The following is a 17,755-nucleotide window of genomic DNA, read 5'->3' as shown; positions in this document are numbered from 1 at the left end:
AAGAAGGCGACTATGGAATTTGGGTTTCTGACGATCGCGATAGGGGCAAAAAAATATATCCGGCAAGCAGAATTTCTCTGCAGATCTTTAAAAAAAAATATGCCGGGCATTCCTATAGCTGTAGTCACTGACTGCGAAAGTTTTGTGGGAAACGTCGATTTCATAGTTCCGCCGAACTCTGATTATAGCATAGGAGCAATACAGAAAATATTAATAGATACTTATTCACCGTTTGAAAGAACGCTTTTTATTGACTCAGACTGTATCGTAACGAAACCCTTCAATGATCAGTTATTAGCATTGAGAGGTTTTGAATTCACGCCCGCGATGGAGCATTTTGTGCCGTCGACCGGCTCTGATTTTTATATTGTCGACTTGGAAAAGGCACTTTCGCTTGTCGGCGGAAGTCGTTTTCCGAAATTTAACGGAGGAATTTACTACTTTGAGCGAGGCGATTTTGCTCGAAAGATCTTCGAAATGGCTCGCGAATATGCCAAGAGTCCTGAAAAACTAGGCATAAAGAGGTTTGATGCAGCGGGCGTTGGAGACGAAACGGTAATCGCGTTGGCGTTAGCGCATTATCATGTCGACAATCTATATTTCGACAGCGGAGAATTGATGAGGACGCCAACTGGACTGGAAGGCAAAATAACCATAGAGCCGTTGGGAGGCGGTTGCAGCTTCACCGGTTCAGAGGGATGGATGGCGCCGGCAATATGTCATTTTGCTGGTAAGTATATAAATCGTTCAGAATATTACTTGGCGAAACAATCCCTAATGCGCAACGTTAGCGTCCAGAGCCTTGGTTCATATCAGTATTTCTTGGCTTTTTGGATTTCAGGATGGCGGTCTTTTATGATGGTTCTCAAATATAAATTGTCCGGGCTCCGTCGACGCTACAAATCAATATCGGCGAGACTTGTTAGGTTAGCTGGTTAGATCTACATCTAGAGCGGTGCTGGGCATGAGAATCGCGATATTTGATTGAAGATTTCGTCGTGATGAAGTGCCACTGAACTTTCATCCGGCTGCGGCTACAGCTTCGGCGGCTTTGAATACGCCAAATGGCGCGGTGTTAGCAACCGGCGGAAACGCGAAGCTTTCATCTTGCGCAGCGTTGGAGCGGGTTGCGGCGGTGATCCCGGCATAGTCTGCCGGGGTCTGATATCCGAGCGATGAGTGCGGCCGGAAATGGTTATAATCCTCCGCCCATTCAGCGATGGCGCTGCGGGCATGATCGAGGCCGAAGAAGAGCCTTTCGTTGAGCAAATCGTCGCGCATGCGTCCGTTGAAGCGTGAGCGCTAAGGCTACCCCACGTAGCATTGAGCAGGAAAATCGCTCATTTTCAGTGTGAATCATGCTGGGAAACCTATGAGTGAAGATATGAAACAGGGTCGTACGTTCGAAATTCTGACGGCTGATCCTGTGCGAACGCGGCGAAAGCCGAAGTTGTGGTCAGACGAGGAGAAAGCTCAGATTTAGGAGCAGGCGCTTGCTCCTGGCGCGAATGTGTCTGCGGTTGGCATGCCTTTATCGATCGAGCCCTCTACTTGCCCAAGAGTTGGGCCAACGACCCCGCGAGGCTTGCTGCCACTCATGTTCCTGAAGCTGTAACGTTCGCGACCAAGCCAGCGCTTGCCGTGGATATGATAGGGCGAGCGCTGGTCGCCAATGTGCCGTTTTCATGGGTGGCTGCAGATGCAGTGTATCAGTGTATGGTGTCGGGGACGTCGAACGAATCCTGCGCCGCGCCGGCAAAGGTTATGTTTTAGGCGTTAAATCCGACCATCATTTCGGCTCTTGGTCAGGTAAGCCTGCGGTGGCACGGCTCAGGAGATCGCTCGCGATCTTGACCCAGGTGCGTGGCAACGTCTGTCCGCCGGTGACGGTACCAAAGGCGCACGACTTCATGACTGGGCCTGTTGCGAACTGGCCGATCTTGACGCAGACGAATATAACGAGATGGGAACGGGGCTCTGGACCCCCAATATTTGGACGAGGGGCCTCCTCATTCGGCGCAACATCAGCGACGGTGATCTCGCATTCTTCACGACCTGGTGCCCAGCCGGAACAGGCATCCAAAACGCTCGTTTCCGTCGAAGGCCATCGCTGGGCAATCGAAGACAGCTTCGAGACCGCCAAGAACGAATTCGGCCTTGACCATACGAAACCCGCTCGTGGCATGGCTGGCATCGTCACGTCTCTCTCGTCATGCTCGCCTTTGCCATGATGGCCGTAATCCGATATCGCGCCAATGTAACGACGCCCCAAAAAAGACCAAGGATGAGGACAATCAAGATTTACTCCGTTGGTCCATCCTTTGTGTCACCGACCCGGCTGATGCCACCGTCCAGATCCGTTTCGCCGGATTGGTACTTCTTCGGCGTCAACCCGAAGTACGCACCGACGATTTGAGATTTTGCAAACCGCGTTGGGTCGTCCACTGCCGAGCGATATGTGATCGCAACGAGCGCGCCAACGCCCGGCGTGGTCATCAGTCTTTGGCAGATCCGATCCTGGCGAACGATCTTCAGCATCTCGCGATGCATTTTGGTAAACTCGGTCCAAAGCGCATAACGGGCCTGCAACATAGCACCTATCACGGTCTTCAATACCGGATGTCCCTCCACGAGCTCAAATATTCGTGCTTCAAATCGGCCGCGGCTTACCTCGCCAACCTTCAAACCATAGCCCCGCAAAATGCCCCGAACGCTCAGTTCCACATCACGCAATTTGGCTTGCAGCAGTTTGCGACCGGTCAAAAGCGCTCGAACATCTTGGCAGCCGGGAGACTTTGAATGAACGGCACGATACCAGCCCATGCGCAATAATTGTGCGATGCCACGTGCATCTTTCCGGTCCGTCTTGATGATCATCGCCGACAGGGCGGCCTTCACGTGACGGGTCTCCAGCAGAACAACATCAAAGCCAGCCTTCGTCAGGCCTTCATGCAGCCATTGAGACAATGGCCCAGCTTCCAGGCCGATCCGCTTCAAAGCAAAGCCCAATGATGCAAAATGGTCGATGAGTGAGAGCATCCGGATCGCTCGCCACCTTCGTCTCGCGGATGATCTTGCCTGCAGAATCCACCAAACACCCACTGCTTGCTTCCAAAGAAACATCAATTCCAGCATAATAGTCCATGGCTGTCCCCCGCTTGATGTTTGGGGTCGACCCACTCGGACCCCGTTTCAACATCCTTATTCCGAGGGACAGCCACCTATATGGCTATAATCTCGGAAGCGCCGGCCCATTACGGCATCTAGGAGGTGTCGGATCGATGGATGGAATATTGATTAATGTCGGGCGTCGATCTACTTTCAGTTCCAGCGTTGGCATAGGCGCACCATCCACATTGGGCTAAAGCTTCCTCTCAACTGGAGCCTTGTACGCGATTCTTTCCCCAAATATCGGCCAGTATGAGCGGATGGCGAAGGTGGCTCCCTGTTTCGAAAAGTGTCCGTAATCTGTATATCGGAAATCTTCGTTGATTTTGTACTGGCATTGACCGCCAAAGCACAGAAACGGCAATGGATCAATAAAGGTCGCTCCGTTTGTGAACGTCATTAGTCTTGTATTGATATTTTCATCGATTGCTAAAGGGGCTGTTTTCAATTTTTCGACGTGAGATCCCAAGAAATAGTCCAGTTTTCGAATATCCGCCGCGAATTCCGGGGACTGCCCTATGACAACCACCTTCAAGCCAATTTTTGTCAATTCATCAATAGTGGACTGTATCCCATCAAATCCACGTCTTTCGTAATCCTCCCATCTCGCGCTCAGCACGACGTACTCATAGCCACCCCCTTTTAAAATATCGATGGCACGTCGGTTGAAATCGGCGCAAGAAGGCCGCGCGTAGGAATAGTAACTCAAAATCGGCGGGCACCCTGCATAAGTGTACTGTTGCACATTCGCTTTGAGGTAACTGCCGTTTTCCGGCATCGACTGGGCATACTGAGCTGCGAAGCTATCTCCCCAGAGAAAGACTGAAGTGCTGAAGCCGCTCGTACGCCAGCAATCCTTTTCGGTCCAGGATGCCAGAGTACCAGTGCTAACAACAAAGCAGGTCTGTTGTTTCCAGTCGCCGACCTCGATCTGCGTCAGTTTAAAGCCGGGAAACCGGGCTGGTAAGCCGGATGTAGCAATTCCAGTCAGTCCGACCAATGCGACCAAAGCGAGAGAAACAGCCGATATCGAAAAAATAGCGTTTGGTTGTGACCATTTGTTGTTTTGCCGAAACGGTTCCTCGACGAATTGCCAAGAAAACCATGCCAAGATTATGCTTAGCACAATGAGAAGACCCGTTTCGGCAAGGGTTGGGTCACGCATACTTCGGTATCGGAAAATAGAAATTATCGGCCAGTGGATAAGATAAAGAGAATAGGAGATCCTACCAACGAAAGTGACAGGCCGCCACCCGATGATGCGGCCCACCAAGGAAGTTTGAGGTTGTTCTCCGGCATAGATAATCGCAGCTGCGCCGAGGCATGGAAGAAGCGCGAGATAGCCAGGAAATGGGTCAGCTTCGGTTAATAGCAAGGCGCTACCAAGGATCAATAGTAATCCGGTCGCTGCAACTAAGTCGTTCGTCAAATTTAGACAGGGCGGCATACGATGGGATGCAAGCATAGCTCCGATCAAAATTTCCCATGCTCTGGTTGGCATCATATAGAAGCTAACCGTGGGAGCGTATTCAGTCCCAAAGATCGAAAACAACAAGCTGACAATTAAGATAGGTAAAATCATTGCGACCCACGCCGCGCGCAAATATTTATAAACAAGATATAGGCCGATAGGCGCGAATATATAGTATTGCTCCTCAACCGAGAGGCTCCACATATGTAGCATGGGCTTGAGTGAGGCGCTGACGTCGAAATAATTAGCAGTTTTCCAGAAATATATATTAGCGACGAATGCTGCACTTGCCATTAGGCTCTGACTAAATCCGACCAGATCATCTGGAAGCAAAATAAAGGCGCAGGCGGCGCACGTAAGTAAAGCCATAAATACGAATGCTGGGATAATGCGGCGGGCACGCTTCCAATAAAATCGTGCGATACTGAATTGTCCCGTTTCAATATCGTCCAATATCGTTCGCGTGATTAAATAACCTGAAATTACAAAAAATACATCGACGCCAACAAATCCACCAGAAACCCAGGATGATTGAAAATGAAAAAGCACAACAGGGATGACGGCCAATGCACGAAGACCCTCGATATCTCGCCTGAGGTTCATAATTATCCCGATTGTTCTAAAAAGTTAGGAAGTAAATCGTGCTGGATATTATCGCCTGTTCAAATAGAACTTTGCAAGTTGTTTTTGCTATGTCGGTTACCGCTGAAGCTCTGTGGGTTTAGCAAGTATATTTGGAAGCCATAGGGCGTGGCGCTTTCCTGGGGGCTAACTAGATGAAAATCGTCGCGCGGATGCAAGCCATGATCCGCGCGAAGGAATTTTCGGCCCGGTGGAGAGCTACATCCCTGCGCGGGCAAGCAAGTAGGCGTAAAGATCGTCCTTCTCTTGCGGGGTCAGCGCCCTATTGATGACGACAGCCTGATGGAGCCTTGTTCCAGCCTGCGGCAGGTGCGTCGCCCCTCAGAGAGGCCGCTAAAACATAGTGACTGACGATCATGTTCCATCCATGGTCTCATTACTTTTCTTCGACACGGCAAACGACGTGATGGTTGCCACCAAGCGACGGTTTGGAGCGATAGCCGAGGACTGCGGGATGTCGAGCGCGGTGCCGATATCGGCGTTCTTCCAGCCGCGTTCCTTGAAGATGGCGACAAGCGTGTGGACGAGATCCGATCGGATCGTCTGTCATCGCTTCAAAGATGTTATCGATTCAACTCTCGATCATACTACGTGAGTACCGAAATATTCAGCTAATAGGCCGGACTCCTAATCCATTCTGGAGGAAATTCTCAGTGGCATGTCAGGAGCTGGATGGTGACGCCGGCGCCACAGGACAGGCACCGACGACGGCCGCTCGCAATCCGTCTTGAGCCCGATTGACAGAATTACCGTCTCGACCTCACATCGGACAGCACCGAAATGATCTTCGACCGTCCGAAGGCCAACATAACGATCATATAGACGACACCTCCGGCCAAGACGTTCATAACGAGCGCGAGATAGGTTTCGGGGAAAGTAAATGTTGTCTTCGCGAAGGAAAGAACGACAATCATAACGATCGTTCCCAGAGCCGGCAGAGCGAGATGCGACAGATAGGCACCGAGCGATATTTTACTGATCCTAAGCGAGGCGAAGGTCAAAAGCGGCCAGAAAATCAATGTTCGCAGCGACAGCGCAACTGCCAAGGGCGTCAGGCCGCGCTTGTAAAAAATGTAGACTACCACCACCGCGCTCACCTGGTCGAGAAGCTGATAGGTCAGGAATACGCCAGGGTAACCCTGGCTTCGGAGGAGGGTGCCCTGCAGGGCAGTGAGACCGCTCAGAAGTCCGATAAGGCAGAAGGCCTGCAGCGGCTGGACTGCGAAGATCCACTGCTGGCCGAAAATCAGGGGAACTGCGACCGGGCTAACAATCGCCAGGCCACCGAAGACCGGGAATATCAGCGTAGAGGAAAGAAAGTTGGAGACCATAAATGCCCTGGCGACCTTGCTTTTCTCCAATTGAAGCGACGAGAGAAGCGAATAAGATACAGGCCCCAGGGCACCGTTTATCGTGTCCGCCAGCATTTGGTATAGACGCTTTGCGAAATTGTACAGCCCTAGCGAATTCGCCCCGAGCGCGCCGCCCACGGCAAGCTGGTCGATGGAGACTAGGTTGACTAGCCTACTTGCCGATGAAAGGCCGCCATAGCGCAGAAGATCCTGTATTGCCTTGCGCCGAAAGCCGATGGACGGCTTCCAGTCGACTGACATCCAATTCGTTCCGCAGTTGACGGCGAAAGACATAAGCTGCGATGCGACGAGCCCCCATATGCCGTATCCGTAATAGATTAGGACCACGCAAAGCAGCGCACTTCCGAGGGACGCGGTGATCGTCCGGATGGCGACGCGCTTGAAATTCATGCTGCGCGACAATAGCGCGCTCGGAATTGCCGTGAAAGCCTCGAATATGACGCGGATGCCGAGTACATAGAGAAGCACCGGAAGGCGTTCGTCGCCGAACCATTCGGCAATATATCCGGCAGAGAAGAACAGACCCAGATAGAGTATCGCAGCGATCGTGGTACAGAAGAGGAAAGCCGCATCGAGGTGCGCCTTGGTGATTTCGCGCCGCTGCACAATGGCGTCGCCGAGCCCGGTGGGGACTAGACCGCTCAGCAGCGTCGCGACACTGGTCGCAAAGGCGACAACGCCGAATTCACTGGGGGTCAGCGATCTTGACGTTATGGCGAAAACCAGTAGTCCGACCACGGCAGGAACAGCGCTGCTTACGCTCGACCAAATCGCGCCCGTCACGGCAGCGCGGGCACGTCCGTCTTTTGGAGCTGAGTACTCGTTAGAGGAAACTTCTTTCACCATAAAAGGGGGATCCTAAGCATTGGACTTGAAGGCAAAGCTGTTGAAACGCCGCATCCGCTTCTTCAGTCCGTCCACCTTGTATCTGTAAAAGCGCTCGAGGCGCTTCATTCGTGAAATCAGCCGAGCACCGAGCCGGACCTTTAGCCCGAGATGTTCTATCGGCACTTTGCTTCGCAAGGAAGTCTCAGTGAGCAGGTATTCCGATCCCAAGATGTAATGGCCTGCAAAGTGACATATCGCCGGTTCGACCACCCTGCCGTATTTTTCAAAACGGGTTCCGCCACCGAGCGGATCGATGAAAAAACGGCCGCGGATGCCAAGCGGCGTCCGCATCAATCTCCCGCCGTCGTCGTAGAGGTCGGTGACGCCGCAATGGGCCATCGCAAGGGCAAGGACGGTTTCGTCGCCCGGACCTCCCTTGTCGAAGGGCAATATCCCAAGAATCTCCGAATTTCGGTAGTAGTGTCTTGCGACGTCGAACACCCTGAGAGCGGTCGGCGATCTCCTGAAGTAGTAGATGCCGCCGTTGAACTTCGCGAACCGGTCGCCCTCGATCATCCTTAGAGTCGACCGAAGATCAACGACATATTGGTCGCTCTGGTTGGGATATACCCATCGCTCCAGCACAGGGGTAAACTCGAACTTTCGAATTTCCCCGAGCTCGTCGTTGAAAGAACGGGTCACCACGCAATCCGAGTCGATGAAAAGCGTTTCCGAAAATGGCGAATATCGGTCGATGATGATCTTCTGCGCGGTGGAGATCGGGAAAGACCGGTCTACGGGGAGGAGGACATCCGCAAGATGGCGCAGTGCATCGCTGTCCGTAACGACGGCAAGCTTCAGATGCGGCATATGCCGCTTGAGGGACAGAAGCAGGACCTCCGCCTGCTTGATGTATCGCGATGCACCCACCGCTATGATAAGGACGCCCAGACTAGAAAATAGGTCTATCTCGCTGCTTTCTTCCGGTATCATCTCGTTCCCTCGCTCGCATTGATTTTTGCCAGAAGTTTATTGACGCGATCAGTATTCCAGCCACAGGCGCAAAGCGGCGACCCTGCCGGCCCATGAGAAAGACATCTATCGCCGACTTCTTGCACCTTAAAGACTTTGTCAGTCCACGCCCCGTGATTGAAAAGACAACTTGGGATGCATGGTCATCCTGGCTAACATTCGCCTTTTGGTCGGCAGTCTTTTCAGGGACCGGCGAGGAGTTAAGAAGGCCCCGATCAGAAACCAGAAATACCAGTTCACCGACAGATAATAGAGAAGATTGTCGGAATAGGCGCAGAGCAGGTATTCTAAAACGACGCCGCCGAGGAGAATTGCCTGCGGCCTATATCGTTTGTAGATTCTCGAGATATGGACGAAAAGCCCGCCAAATATAATGAGGTATAGGCAAAGTCCGATGAATCCAAGCTCGAACATCAGCTGGACATAGATGTTATGGGCTGCGTCGAAGCCGTTGCTGAGCGGAAAAAATTGAGGGGATAGCGGTCCAAAGGATTCAAGCCCGTATCCCATAAGGGGGGATCGGATGATCCATTGCCACGCCGAACTCCAGATCAGCTTTCTCCATTCATAGGAGTCAAGCGCCAGCGTTCCCGACATTTTACCGTTGGCGATGGCCGCCGCCGTATCCACGTCGACCGCCTCGTGGCTTCCCGTAAAGACCTCGAAAAAGCGGTCATGAACGGGGGGAAGCGCAAATAGCAGTAGGCCAAATATCAGCATGAAGGGCAGCAGTTTCGGGCGAAGCAAAGCCGTCGTTATCGCGATGAACAACGTAACGGCGAGCATGGCCGAGCGCGTCTGGGTGAGCACGAGCGACAGCATCCCAAAGAAGAACACGAATTTCAAAGCTCGCTTACCGACGCCCACCTCGAATCGCGGATAGAGAAGTGCGAAAAACGAATAGGATATCGAGATCATCAGAAAAAAGGCGAAGGTATTCGGATGGGTGAACGTCGAAGCCGCGCGTGTGTGTTCGGCGTAGGGAACGACAATCATCTGCAATGGCGTGAGCACAATTGGTATAATAGCAGAGTAGACCAATATTTTTGACGTAAGTTCAATGCCCCGTCCGGTCAGCGAGACCTTGTATCCAAAGTAAAGCGCGCACATGTAGGTGAGGTAGTTGAAAAGAACCTTGATCGCCTCGACGGGAGCGGGTGATCGCATGGCCTCGATGGTGACCCAGGCGAGAAATGGGAACCATGCATAAATGATGATCTTTGGCGCGACGATCTTCGCGCCGTCCCTGAAGGCCCAGGCAATCGGGAGAACCATAGCAAGGTTCATGAAGATACCCGGCGTCACCTGCAACGATCCGAGTTTCAGGGGAATGAGTCCAAGGGGCGCATCCAACGATGCTCTCGTCAGAACGGTGAAATATACGATTGAGAGTGTTGGTATTTTCAAAATGCGCCTTCGCTTAACTCTATGCCGGCAAGCGGCATTTAAAATTTCGCACTCAAACTCGCCCCTGTCATCAGCCGTATGGTGCGCATCTGGCAATCGGAAGACAGGCCGTCCGGCAAGACAACTACCCCCGGTCGGTCCTTCGCCATTGGGTCCGTTTCGTCAGCAGGCGGGGAATGTGCAGGCTTTTACTGATAATGTACATTGGTATGACCTGTAGATCCTTGAAGCCTATCAGGTCACGCCCGGCTTTCACCCAGCTCAAAAAAATGCTGAGGACCAGAAGCAGGAACGGAATGGTAGCAAAACAACCCAACAAGTGCTGCAAAAACAGGACTTCGACCGCGACGCCCAGGGTGGCGACAAAAGCCGTTATCAGGAAAAGCATGACGATGGGAAGCACGAGCAGATCCAGAGCCGAGCCGATCAGGCGGATTTTTCCTTGCCTGATGCCCTTTAGAACGAGAGACGGAAACTCGGACCTCAGCAGGCCGATGTGGCCAGCCTCCCAGCGATCTTTTTGGGCCACAAGGCTTTTCTCTTGCGTCGGAAATTCGCTGAGAACGAGCGCCTGCGGGCAGAACAGGGGATAATTGTCAGAGCGGCTGAATTGTAGCCCCAGTTTAGTGTCCTCTGCGAGGTGCGAGGTCGCGAAGTTCTGCGATCGCAGCAGATCCCACGGCACGGCCATCCCAGATCCCGTCATCGGCGCGGGTATGCCAAGCATCTGGCCGCCCAGCGGTCTAACATAGTTCTTGATCTTGAAGGCGAACTCCCTGAGCTTTGCACCGGCTCCGTCGGACGGGGCAGTCATCAGATAGGCCGCCTGCGCGGGACGTTGCCTGCGGAAGGACAGGCGGATCAGGGCGTCAAGCGCATTCGGCGCGAGCTTGCAGTCCGAATCGACGAAGACGACGATGTCGCGCTTCTCGGACAGCGACCGGATGCCGTAATCCAGAGCATGTCCCTTGCCGATATCGTTCCTGTCGCAGCGTTCAACGACGGTAACTCCGCTGCTCGCCGCGATCCTTGCGGTATTGTCTTCGCAGTTATCGGCCACCACCAGGATAATATCGCCTTCGGCGATCTGTGCTTTCAGGACGTCGAGCGTCGACTTGATACCGGCTGCCTCGTTATGAGCGGGAACGATGATGGCGCAGGAGGGCCTGTCGCCGGGAACCGGCTGTCCGATCCTGGCCCTGTTGAAGAACGATGCGGCAATCTCCGCAAACAAAACCACCACGGGGACGAGGGTGACGGCCGTCAGGATCAACACCAGCGATTCAATGAAATTCGACAAAGTCATGGGATCACCACTTTTACGAGAATAACGACCTGAGGGTTAGCGCGTTTTTGCTGACATCGTGTTTCACCCGGCAAAGATCGTAAGCTTCACGTCCCATGGAGGACAATTCAGCATCGGTTTTGTTCAGGCAATCCTGCATTGCAATAGTCAGGTCCGCCTCAGCACCCGGCGGCACGAGCCAGCCATTGCGGCCATCGCGCACCAGCTCGGCGATCCCGGCGATATTCGTCGTGATGACGGGCGTTTTGAGCGCCATCGATTCCATGATGACGACTGGCAGTCCCTCCGCGAAACTGGACATCACCAGACAGCGGGCACCGATGATGAGGTCGCGAATTTCCGGGGCACTCTTCCAACCCAGAAGCTTGACGCTGGCCGTCAGCCCGAGGCGCTCTATTTCGGACTCCATCTCCGAACGCAGCTCTCCGTCGCCGACGATCCACAGCTCCGCGCCGCTGTTTTCTTCGCAAACCGACTTGAAGGCCGACAGCAAAAGGAGCTGTCCCTTTTGGGCAGACAGGCGGCCGATCGACAGGAAGATGGTCGAAGCTGAATTTTTCGGTGGCTCGATCTGGAAATACTCCGGATCAAGCCCACATCGCACGACTTTGATCTTCTTCCAGTGGTCATGGGGCGTCCATCGGCAGATCTGGCTCTTCGTATAGTCGCTGATCGCCGCGACGAACTTCGCCCTCTTGACCTTATCGGCAAGCGACAGCTGCAGCGGCTGGTCGAATTCGTCTGGGCCGTGAATCGTGAAGCTGTAGGGTATGGTGCCAAGGATCGAGGCAATGAGGGCGACGGCGGCAGGATTCGTTCCGAAATGCGCATGGATGTGCGAGGCATTCCGGCGCCTTGCCAGCCTTGCTAACGAACATGCCTCGACGAAGTAGAACAGATGCTGCGGCAGCATTTCATGTTTCTGTCGATACAATTTCCAGGCGCAAGAAAAAGCCGAGACGAAATTCTTCGGACGCGTGAACAGGAAGAACAGAACGGACCAGAGCAGGTGGACCGGGCTGTCGAGCAGATAAACAGTCCTCTCGCGCTCCTCTTCATCCGTGACATCGACCAGCTGGTCTGCGCTTCGGCGAATGGCGACTCGCGAAACCGTGACGCCCAAGTTTTCCAGCTGTCTTATCTCCCGCTTTATGAAGGTATGGCTCGGGCGCGGGTACTGGTTGATGAGATAGATCATGTTCAAGTGAGATCACTCCGGAGAAAGGGCCGCCATGGCATTAAAGAAAGCTCTTTCCCAAGCCGAGCCGCTGTCGCAATGCCGCCTTCACTCCTCGTTTTATGCCCTGCATCGGCTTTCCCGAAGCCAGCATCAGTCGAAACTCCTGAAGGGTCGGTTCGATGCTGTAGTAGCCGTTGAACATTTGCATGGTGAGCAGCGGGGCGATATTCGGATAGGTAGCGGAATGCTTATCGATTATGAGCCGGGCTGCCTGTCTGACCTTGTCGCCCTTTCCCGATATGCGATCCGCACGGTCGTCGTCATCATAGAGATATGTCGCGCCGTCCACCAGGCATGCTCTGCCGAAGGTCTTCACCATCCGGATGAACAGATCAAGATCCTGCCAGGCCGGCATGTCCGGATCGAAAAGACCAGAAACCTCGTAATGGGATTTTGGCGCAAAAAGCTGGTTTCCTATGTCGTTCTGGACGAACAGATCGCTTAGCCCCACCGAGTTCGGCCGCTGCGAGACCGAGGCTTGGCCCTCGCGCAGCATGCGCGACTGGGAATAGAGGCCGGAGGGCGTGATGCTGAGATCCTGGAACTTGCGCCAGGCATCCATAAACCGCGCAATCCGGGTCTCTTCGAAGGCGTCGTCGTCGTCCAGCCCGGTAATGAAATGTCCTTGAGCGATCGCGATTGCCGCGTTACGGGCGATGGGAGCTCCGCGCGCTGTCGGCTGGTGGATGACGCGTACGCGCTCGTCCTCGGTCTTCATCGTCTCGATGACGGTGTAGGTATCGTCTGTTGAGGCATCGTTGACGACAATCACTTCGAGTTTGCGATGCGTTTGTTGTAGAACAGACCTTATGGCCCTACGCACCGATTTCGAGCGATTTCTGGTGGGAATGTATACAGATACGTCAATTTCAGCTTTGGTCATTCTTTGCCCGAATTGTATTGGCTTGTGAAAACCTCAAAATTTGCGTGCTTACGTTATTGAAGAGCCATCCTGAAACGCTCAACGAGCAGCCATCGTGTATAGATAACGAATATCGCCGGGCATTCGAGAACGTATCTTTTGAAGAAGCGGCCAGGGCTTGTGCTGAAGCGGTAGGCCCATTCGAACCCGAGGACGCGAAGAAAAGCCGGCGACCGCTTCTGAGCGCCAACAAGAAAATCGACGCTGGCGCCTACGCACAAAATGGTAGGAAAGCGGGCACCGTAGCTGCGCCGGAGCAAGGCGGCAACCCGTTCCTGAAGCGGCGCTCCGAGGCAGACGAGTGTAAGATGATAGTCACCCGCGATAGCCGAGCATGCTCGCTCGATATCCTCATCGGAGAACGACTTCTTCCAGGGGAACTCGAACTGCCGGATATGCCGGAGAGAAAACTGGCGCATCAGCTTCTCCTGATAGCTGGCGTGTCCACCGATCAGGCAGATCCGCAAATCCTGAGCGGCCGGGTTGGTTAGGATCTGCGCCGTCAGATCGGAACCAGCGACGAGCGGCACGTGGACATTCGCCAGAAAAAGAAGCCTCTTGATGACGCGGCTATCGCACACGCTCAGATCCGCGCTGTTGTAAAGCTGCTTCGTCTTTGGGTCTTTTTCCGCGCGGACGAAGAAATGTGCATTCGGGGTGACAACCATGCCGAGACGTTTCTTGCTGACGCAGGCCTGAACAAGTTCTCTCATAGTAATCTTGTGTAGCGTAAGCCCCATAGCTTTTACCGAACTGTAGTCGCCAGTACCAAGCATCTAAAAATTCCTCATTCGATACTGGTTTCTTGAGATCAGTAGGTCGCAACACAATGAAAATCGTATCAGAAGTGATCTAGTTTGAAGGTCGCTGGATGTCAAAGCATTTTGCAATGTCAATTTTATTGTTGTAAGTCCACCTCCGGAAAGAGGGCAATTAAGCAATGTATGATGAATACCTTCTGCATTTTTGCGCAGTGAAGACCTGAACATAATTCTTAGTTATTTTATATTTTACAGAAGAGGTATTTCCCATGACGTATTATAAAATAAATATTTCGCAGAGGGGTATTTCCAGAAAGTGATTCAAAGTGTCGAAATTACGTTTTTTGCCCACAACGAGTCATTGAGGATCAAGCCATTTCTGGAAGATCTGGCTTGGCAGTCGATTTTTTATGCGGTAGGATTTTCCGCCCGGCTCTTTCTTCTAGCGAAGGGATGCACGGATTGAACCGTAGACATCGCTCGTGACTTGCGAAGCGCGTTTACAAATCCGGACGATGTTCTGGTCCTCAATCTAGCAGGGGGCGGAAAATCCAAGATCTGGAACACCTTCCTCTACGAGAAGTCGCGAAAAGATGAATCCGTCATTGTGTTACCTGGATGCGGATATCGAATTGCCCGAACCTTCCATCATCGAAAAGCTGATCCGGTTTGTCCTCGACAATCCTCAGATCAAGGCCAGCTCGAGCCGGCCGGTCAAGGACATCCATTACCATCCCACCAAACTGAGCAAAATCGAGAGCCTGATCGCGGCCGGTGGCGGCACCAGCGGCAGAACCTGCGCACGGCGATCTGCGGCCAGCTCTATGCCATGCGGTCATCGATGGCGCGGGAGATCAAGCTTCCCATCGGCCTGCCTGTGGAGGACGGGTTCATCCGCCATTCGATCATCACGACCGTGTTCAGTTAGGCCATCGATCACAGCTTCATCGACCAGACAGACGGGGTCTGGCATGTCTATCCTTCGGAACGGCGGATAGCGGGGCTGATCAGGCACCAAACGCGGATCGTCACAGACAACGCGATCAATACGGCTATATTTGCTCACTTTCTCTGATTGCGGGATGCCGGAAAGTACGAGCAGTTACGCGAAGAACTCGCGGACAGTGCCGTCTCGAAAAGCTGGCTACCGCAAACACTACGACGCCTGCTGCCCAGCCGACGTTTTGGCTGGGTGCCGTTGCCCTGGCTGTACTCATGCAACCTGTCGTTCGTGAAGAACCGTCCATCCACCCGCCGAAGATCGGTCGCGGCCCTAGCGGGTGTGGGAATGGATGTGGTGGTCTATATGATCGCCCAGTTCAAGCTGCGCGCGTGACGGGAGCCGGACAATGGCGAGAGGCTGATACGACCATGTACCTGGGCGGATTCAGTTCAAGCATCGTCTCGATGCGAGAACGAAAACGATGCTTCCGGGACGCGGAGCATTCTACTTGCGGCTTGGCTCTACTTAAGGGATGAAATTTGTGGCGATATAGCTCTGTCCGCGGCATGGTTCATGCGACGCGCGTGAATTCGGGACGGCCGAGTTCCGTCATCCGGTTGAGAACGCGGACGCCGATTTTGGCTTCAGTCGTCTAATTGTCGAGCTTCCTCGCGCTGAGCTTTGGTCTAATCGCAGCCTTCGATCTACCCATTTGCATCTCAACCTGGCTGCGTTGGATGCAGCCGGTGGATTTCTCCCAGACCAACCGCCCCTTGAAATGGATCTCAGCGATGTGGCGGTCGCGAACCGATGGCTGCGGACCCCCATTTTGGGCTAGAAACCGCCGTCTTGGGACGCGGAATAATAACCTCCACGAGTTCGCGAAAACGTGTCGCAAGAAGATCACGGGTAGGCGCTCCATCATAGGCGCCATCTGCAATAAACTTGTCTACGGGGTCATCGATCTGGTCAGGAACTCCTGGTAATCCTGTCGGATCGCCGACATCATCCGTGGAGATTTGAGCAAAAAATCTCTCCGCCGACAAGATCAACACCAAGGTGAAGCTTGCGCCAGCGCTTACGCTTGGCCTTGGTTCTGTGCTTGTTGCCAGCTACTTACCCTTCCCGTGACTTTCAAGCCCGTGCTGCCGACCATCAAATGGACCGGACCTGCGGTCCTGGTTCCGGACTTTGTTGGCGACAACGCCGTCCCGTGCTCCGACGCGAAAGGGTGGAAAAGTCGGGCACGGCAGTATCAATCTCCATCAGTTCCGCGACACCAAGCATCAATCCCGCGGACTGGCGCAGCGGCAGCCTGTAAACAACGCGCAGGGTCAGACATGATGTGATCGCCAGATCCGAGTATTTCGGCTGGCCACCCGGGCGACGTCCGCCTCGGGCCGACCACCAGCAAAGCGCCTCATCACTCACTCACACCGTCAAATTACTGCGTTGTCGAAGGCTTTCCCTATAAGCCGGCCAATTTGTGACCTGATTTTCGTTTGCTTGGCTATCTTGTGCTGCCGGTCGGCATGGAACTTGTGCGACACCGTCTAAATCCGGATCCGGTCACTGAAGAACAAAGCTGAATATCAGTCCATCGGCGATCCGCGCAACGTGGCCTATCTCGGCCATCGGGGCATCCTGTCTAGGGTGAGTTGCAACACAAACCATCCTCTCAGTCAGGGCGCTCTGGTCAAAGCCCGCTACAAATCGCCGCGATCAGCGGCTTAGTTCAATTGCCGGATTAACAAAAAAACGCCCCACGCTCTAGCCTTTCGGTTTCGTAACGAAGTGCCTAGGAGAGAGCGCCCTTGGCGGATCTATCGCCGGGAATAGGGTATCGCATTGGGAGGCACGCAGTCACGTCTCTAAAAACGGCAGGCCGGATCAATCATCTCTTCCGCGGACCCCGTCACTTTCGTCTTGCCGATGACGGACGCCAGAACATAAAAACCATGCTGCCCATCAGCCAAGGTCGCGTTGAACACACCAATGGCCAGATGCGACATGTCAGCTTTACCGTCGCCAACATCCCTTGCGACAGCCTCAAGCGGATTGAGATTTGAGAGATCCTGTCCGGGGAAAAATTTTACCCACCAACCGGGGTTGTTTCTTAGCTTCGTAAAGTGAAACCTGCTGATGTCCAGTTCGTGGCTTTTAAGGACAGCACGAAAACGTGGCCTGGCGCAGCCGATATGGATGTGAAGGCGATCCTGCGTTCTCCAACTCGCCGGATTGACGGCCAGAGCGAAGTCAGGAAATTTAGCATTCACAGAAGACGAACTCATTTCGATCGCGCGCTCTTTCCAAGCGGCTTCAAAAAAATTCGGCGCGTCAGGCTCAAGAAGCCGCGCGTCCTCAGTCCCGGATATGTCTGAAAGCGGCGCCAGGATCGTGCGCTCCTTTTCATCGGGCTCGCGAAGGACTGCGTAGGACGCAAGGGCCGCCGGCATCTCCACAACCTTCATACAGGGAAATGGAGAGCCCGTTACGGTGAAGTTGATTTTGCAAGCCTCAACCACAAGGCCAAGAGCCGAGCGGCTTTGAAAGGAACTGGCGATCATGACAATCAGAGCAAGAGAAAAGGCGGAGCCGGCAACATGACGATTCATGGAATAACTTCTGTTTCGATGTGGGCGTGACTACGACGTTACAAGCT

At 53.6% G+C, this 17,755-nt stretch carries 12 protein-coding genes and 3 pseudogenes; 3 read left to right on the top strand and 12 right to left on the bottom strand.

The features are described from left to right. The first annotated feature begins 12 nt into the window (after positions 1-12). The gene (locus J5289_RS21490; protein WP_209207957.1) at positions 13-939 is read left to right on the top strand and encodes a hypothetical protein; all 927 of its coding nucleotides are present in this window, start codon (positions 13-15) and stop codon (positions 937-939) included. Positions 940-1,020: 81 nt separating this feature from the next. Here J5289_RS21490 and J5289_RS21485 read toward each other — a convergent pair. After that, positions 1,021-1,293: pseudogene (locus tag J5289_RS21485) on the bottom strand (transposase); the annotation flags it as partial. Between the two features lie 231 nt (positions 1,294-1,524). Here J5289_RS21485 and J5289_RS21480 point away from each other — a divergent pair. Next, positions 1,525-2,290: pseudogene (locus J5289_RS21480) on the top strand (IS701 family transposase); the annotation flags it as partial. Positions 2,291-2,325: 35 nt separating this feature from the next. On the opposite strand, the pseudogene J5289_RS21475 reads toward J5289_RS21480, so the two are convergent. The 9 genes and pseudogenes from J5289_RS21475 to J5289_RS21435 all read right to left on the bottom strand — a co-directional run. Then, positions 2,326-3,145: pseudogene (locus tag J5289_RS21475) on the bottom strand (IS110 family transposase); the annotation flags it as partial. Positions 3,146-3,361: 216 nt separating this feature from the next. Then, positions 3,362-5,242 (bottom strand): acyltransferase family protein, encoded by a 1,881-nt coding sequence (locus J5289_RS21470; protein ID WP_209207958.1) that lies wholly within the window; start codon positions 5,240-5,242, stop codon positions 3,362-3,364. A 785-nt stretch (positions 5,243-6,027) separates the two neighbouring features. Next, on the bottom strand, positions 6,028-7,500 hold the full coding sequence (locus J5289_RS21465) for a lipopolysaccharide biosynthesis protein (RefSeq protein ID WP_209207959.1): 1,473 nt from the start codon (positions 7,498-7,500) through the stop codon (positions 6,028-6,030). A 12-nt stretch (positions 7,501-7,512) separates the two neighbouring features. After that, positions 7,513-8,475: a hypothetical protein gene (locus J5289_RS21460; RefSeq protein ID WP_209207960.1), complete on the bottom strand. Its 963-nt coding sequence runs from the start codon at positions 8,473-8,475 to the stop codon at positions 7,513-7,515. 138 nt (positions 8,476-8,613) lie between these two features. Continuing rightward, complete coding sequence (locus J5289_RS21455) at positions 8,614-9,867, bottom strand: O-antigen ligase (protein ID WP_209207961.1); 1,254 nt, start codon at positions 9,865-9,867, stop codon at positions 8,614-8,616. 178 nt (positions 9,868-10,045) lie between these two features. Continuing rightward, a complete protein-coding gene (locus tag J5289_RS21450) occupies positions 10,046-11,227 on the bottom strand; it encodes a glycosyltransferase (protein ID WP_209207962.1) in 1,182 nt (393 codons plus the stop codon). A gap of 13 nt (positions 11,228-11,240) precedes the next feature. Next, positions 11,241-12,425, bottom strand: a complete 1,185-nt coding sequence (locus J5289_RS21445) for a glycosyltransferase (RefSeq protein ID WP_247750844.1) — start codon at positions 12,423-12,425, stop codon at positions 11,241-11,243. 40 nt (positions 12,426-12,465) lie between these two features. After that, entirely contained in the window at positions 12,466-13,350 is an 885-nt protein-coding gene (locus tag J5289_RS21440) for a glycosyltransferase (RefSeq protein ID WP_209207964.1), read from the bottom strand. Between the two features lie 53 nt (positions 13,351-13,403). Further along, a complete protein-coding gene (locus J5289_RS21435; RefSeq protein ID WP_209207965.1) occupies positions 13,404-14,165 on the bottom strand; it encodes a WecB/TagA/CpsF family glycosyltransferase in 762 nt (253 codons plus the stop codon). A 472-nt stretch (positions 14,166-14,637) separates the two neighbouring features. On the opposite strand from J5289_RS21435, the gene J5289_RS21430 reads away from it, so the two are divergent. After that, positions 14,638-15,078 (top strand): hypothetical protein, encoded by a 441-nt coding sequence (locus J5289_RS21430; protein WP_209207966.1) that lies wholly within the window; start codon positions 14,638-14,640, stop codon positions 15,076-15,078. Between the two features lie 1,170 nt (positions 15,079-16,248). On the opposite strand, the gene J5289_RS29450 is transcribed toward J5289_RS21430, so the two are convergent. Together J5289_RS29450 and J5289_RS21420 are read right to left on the bottom strand one after the other, a co-directional pair. Continuing rightward, positions 16,249-16,524: a transposase gene (locus J5289_RS29450; RefSeq protein ID WP_257625518.1), complete on the bottom strand. Its 276-nt coding sequence runs from the start codon at positions 16,522-16,524 to the stop codon at positions 16,249-16,251. Positions 16,525-16,964: 440 nt separating this feature from the next. Then, positions 16,965-17,708, bottom strand: a complete 744-nt coding sequence (locus tag J5289_RS21420) for a CDP-diacylglycerol diphosphatase (protein WP_209207967.1) — start codon at positions 17,706-17,708, stop codon at positions 16,965-16,967. Positions 17,709-17,755: the final 47 nt, after the last annotated feature.

This window comes from Rhizobium sp. B230/85 (assembly GCF_019355735.1).
GTDB lineage: Bacteria > Pseudomonadota > Alphaproteobacteria > Rhizobiales > Rhizobiaceae > Rhizobium > Rhizobium rhododendri.
Note: the sequence above shows the minus strand (reverse complement) of the source record. Positions and strands in the feature narration are given on the sequence as shown.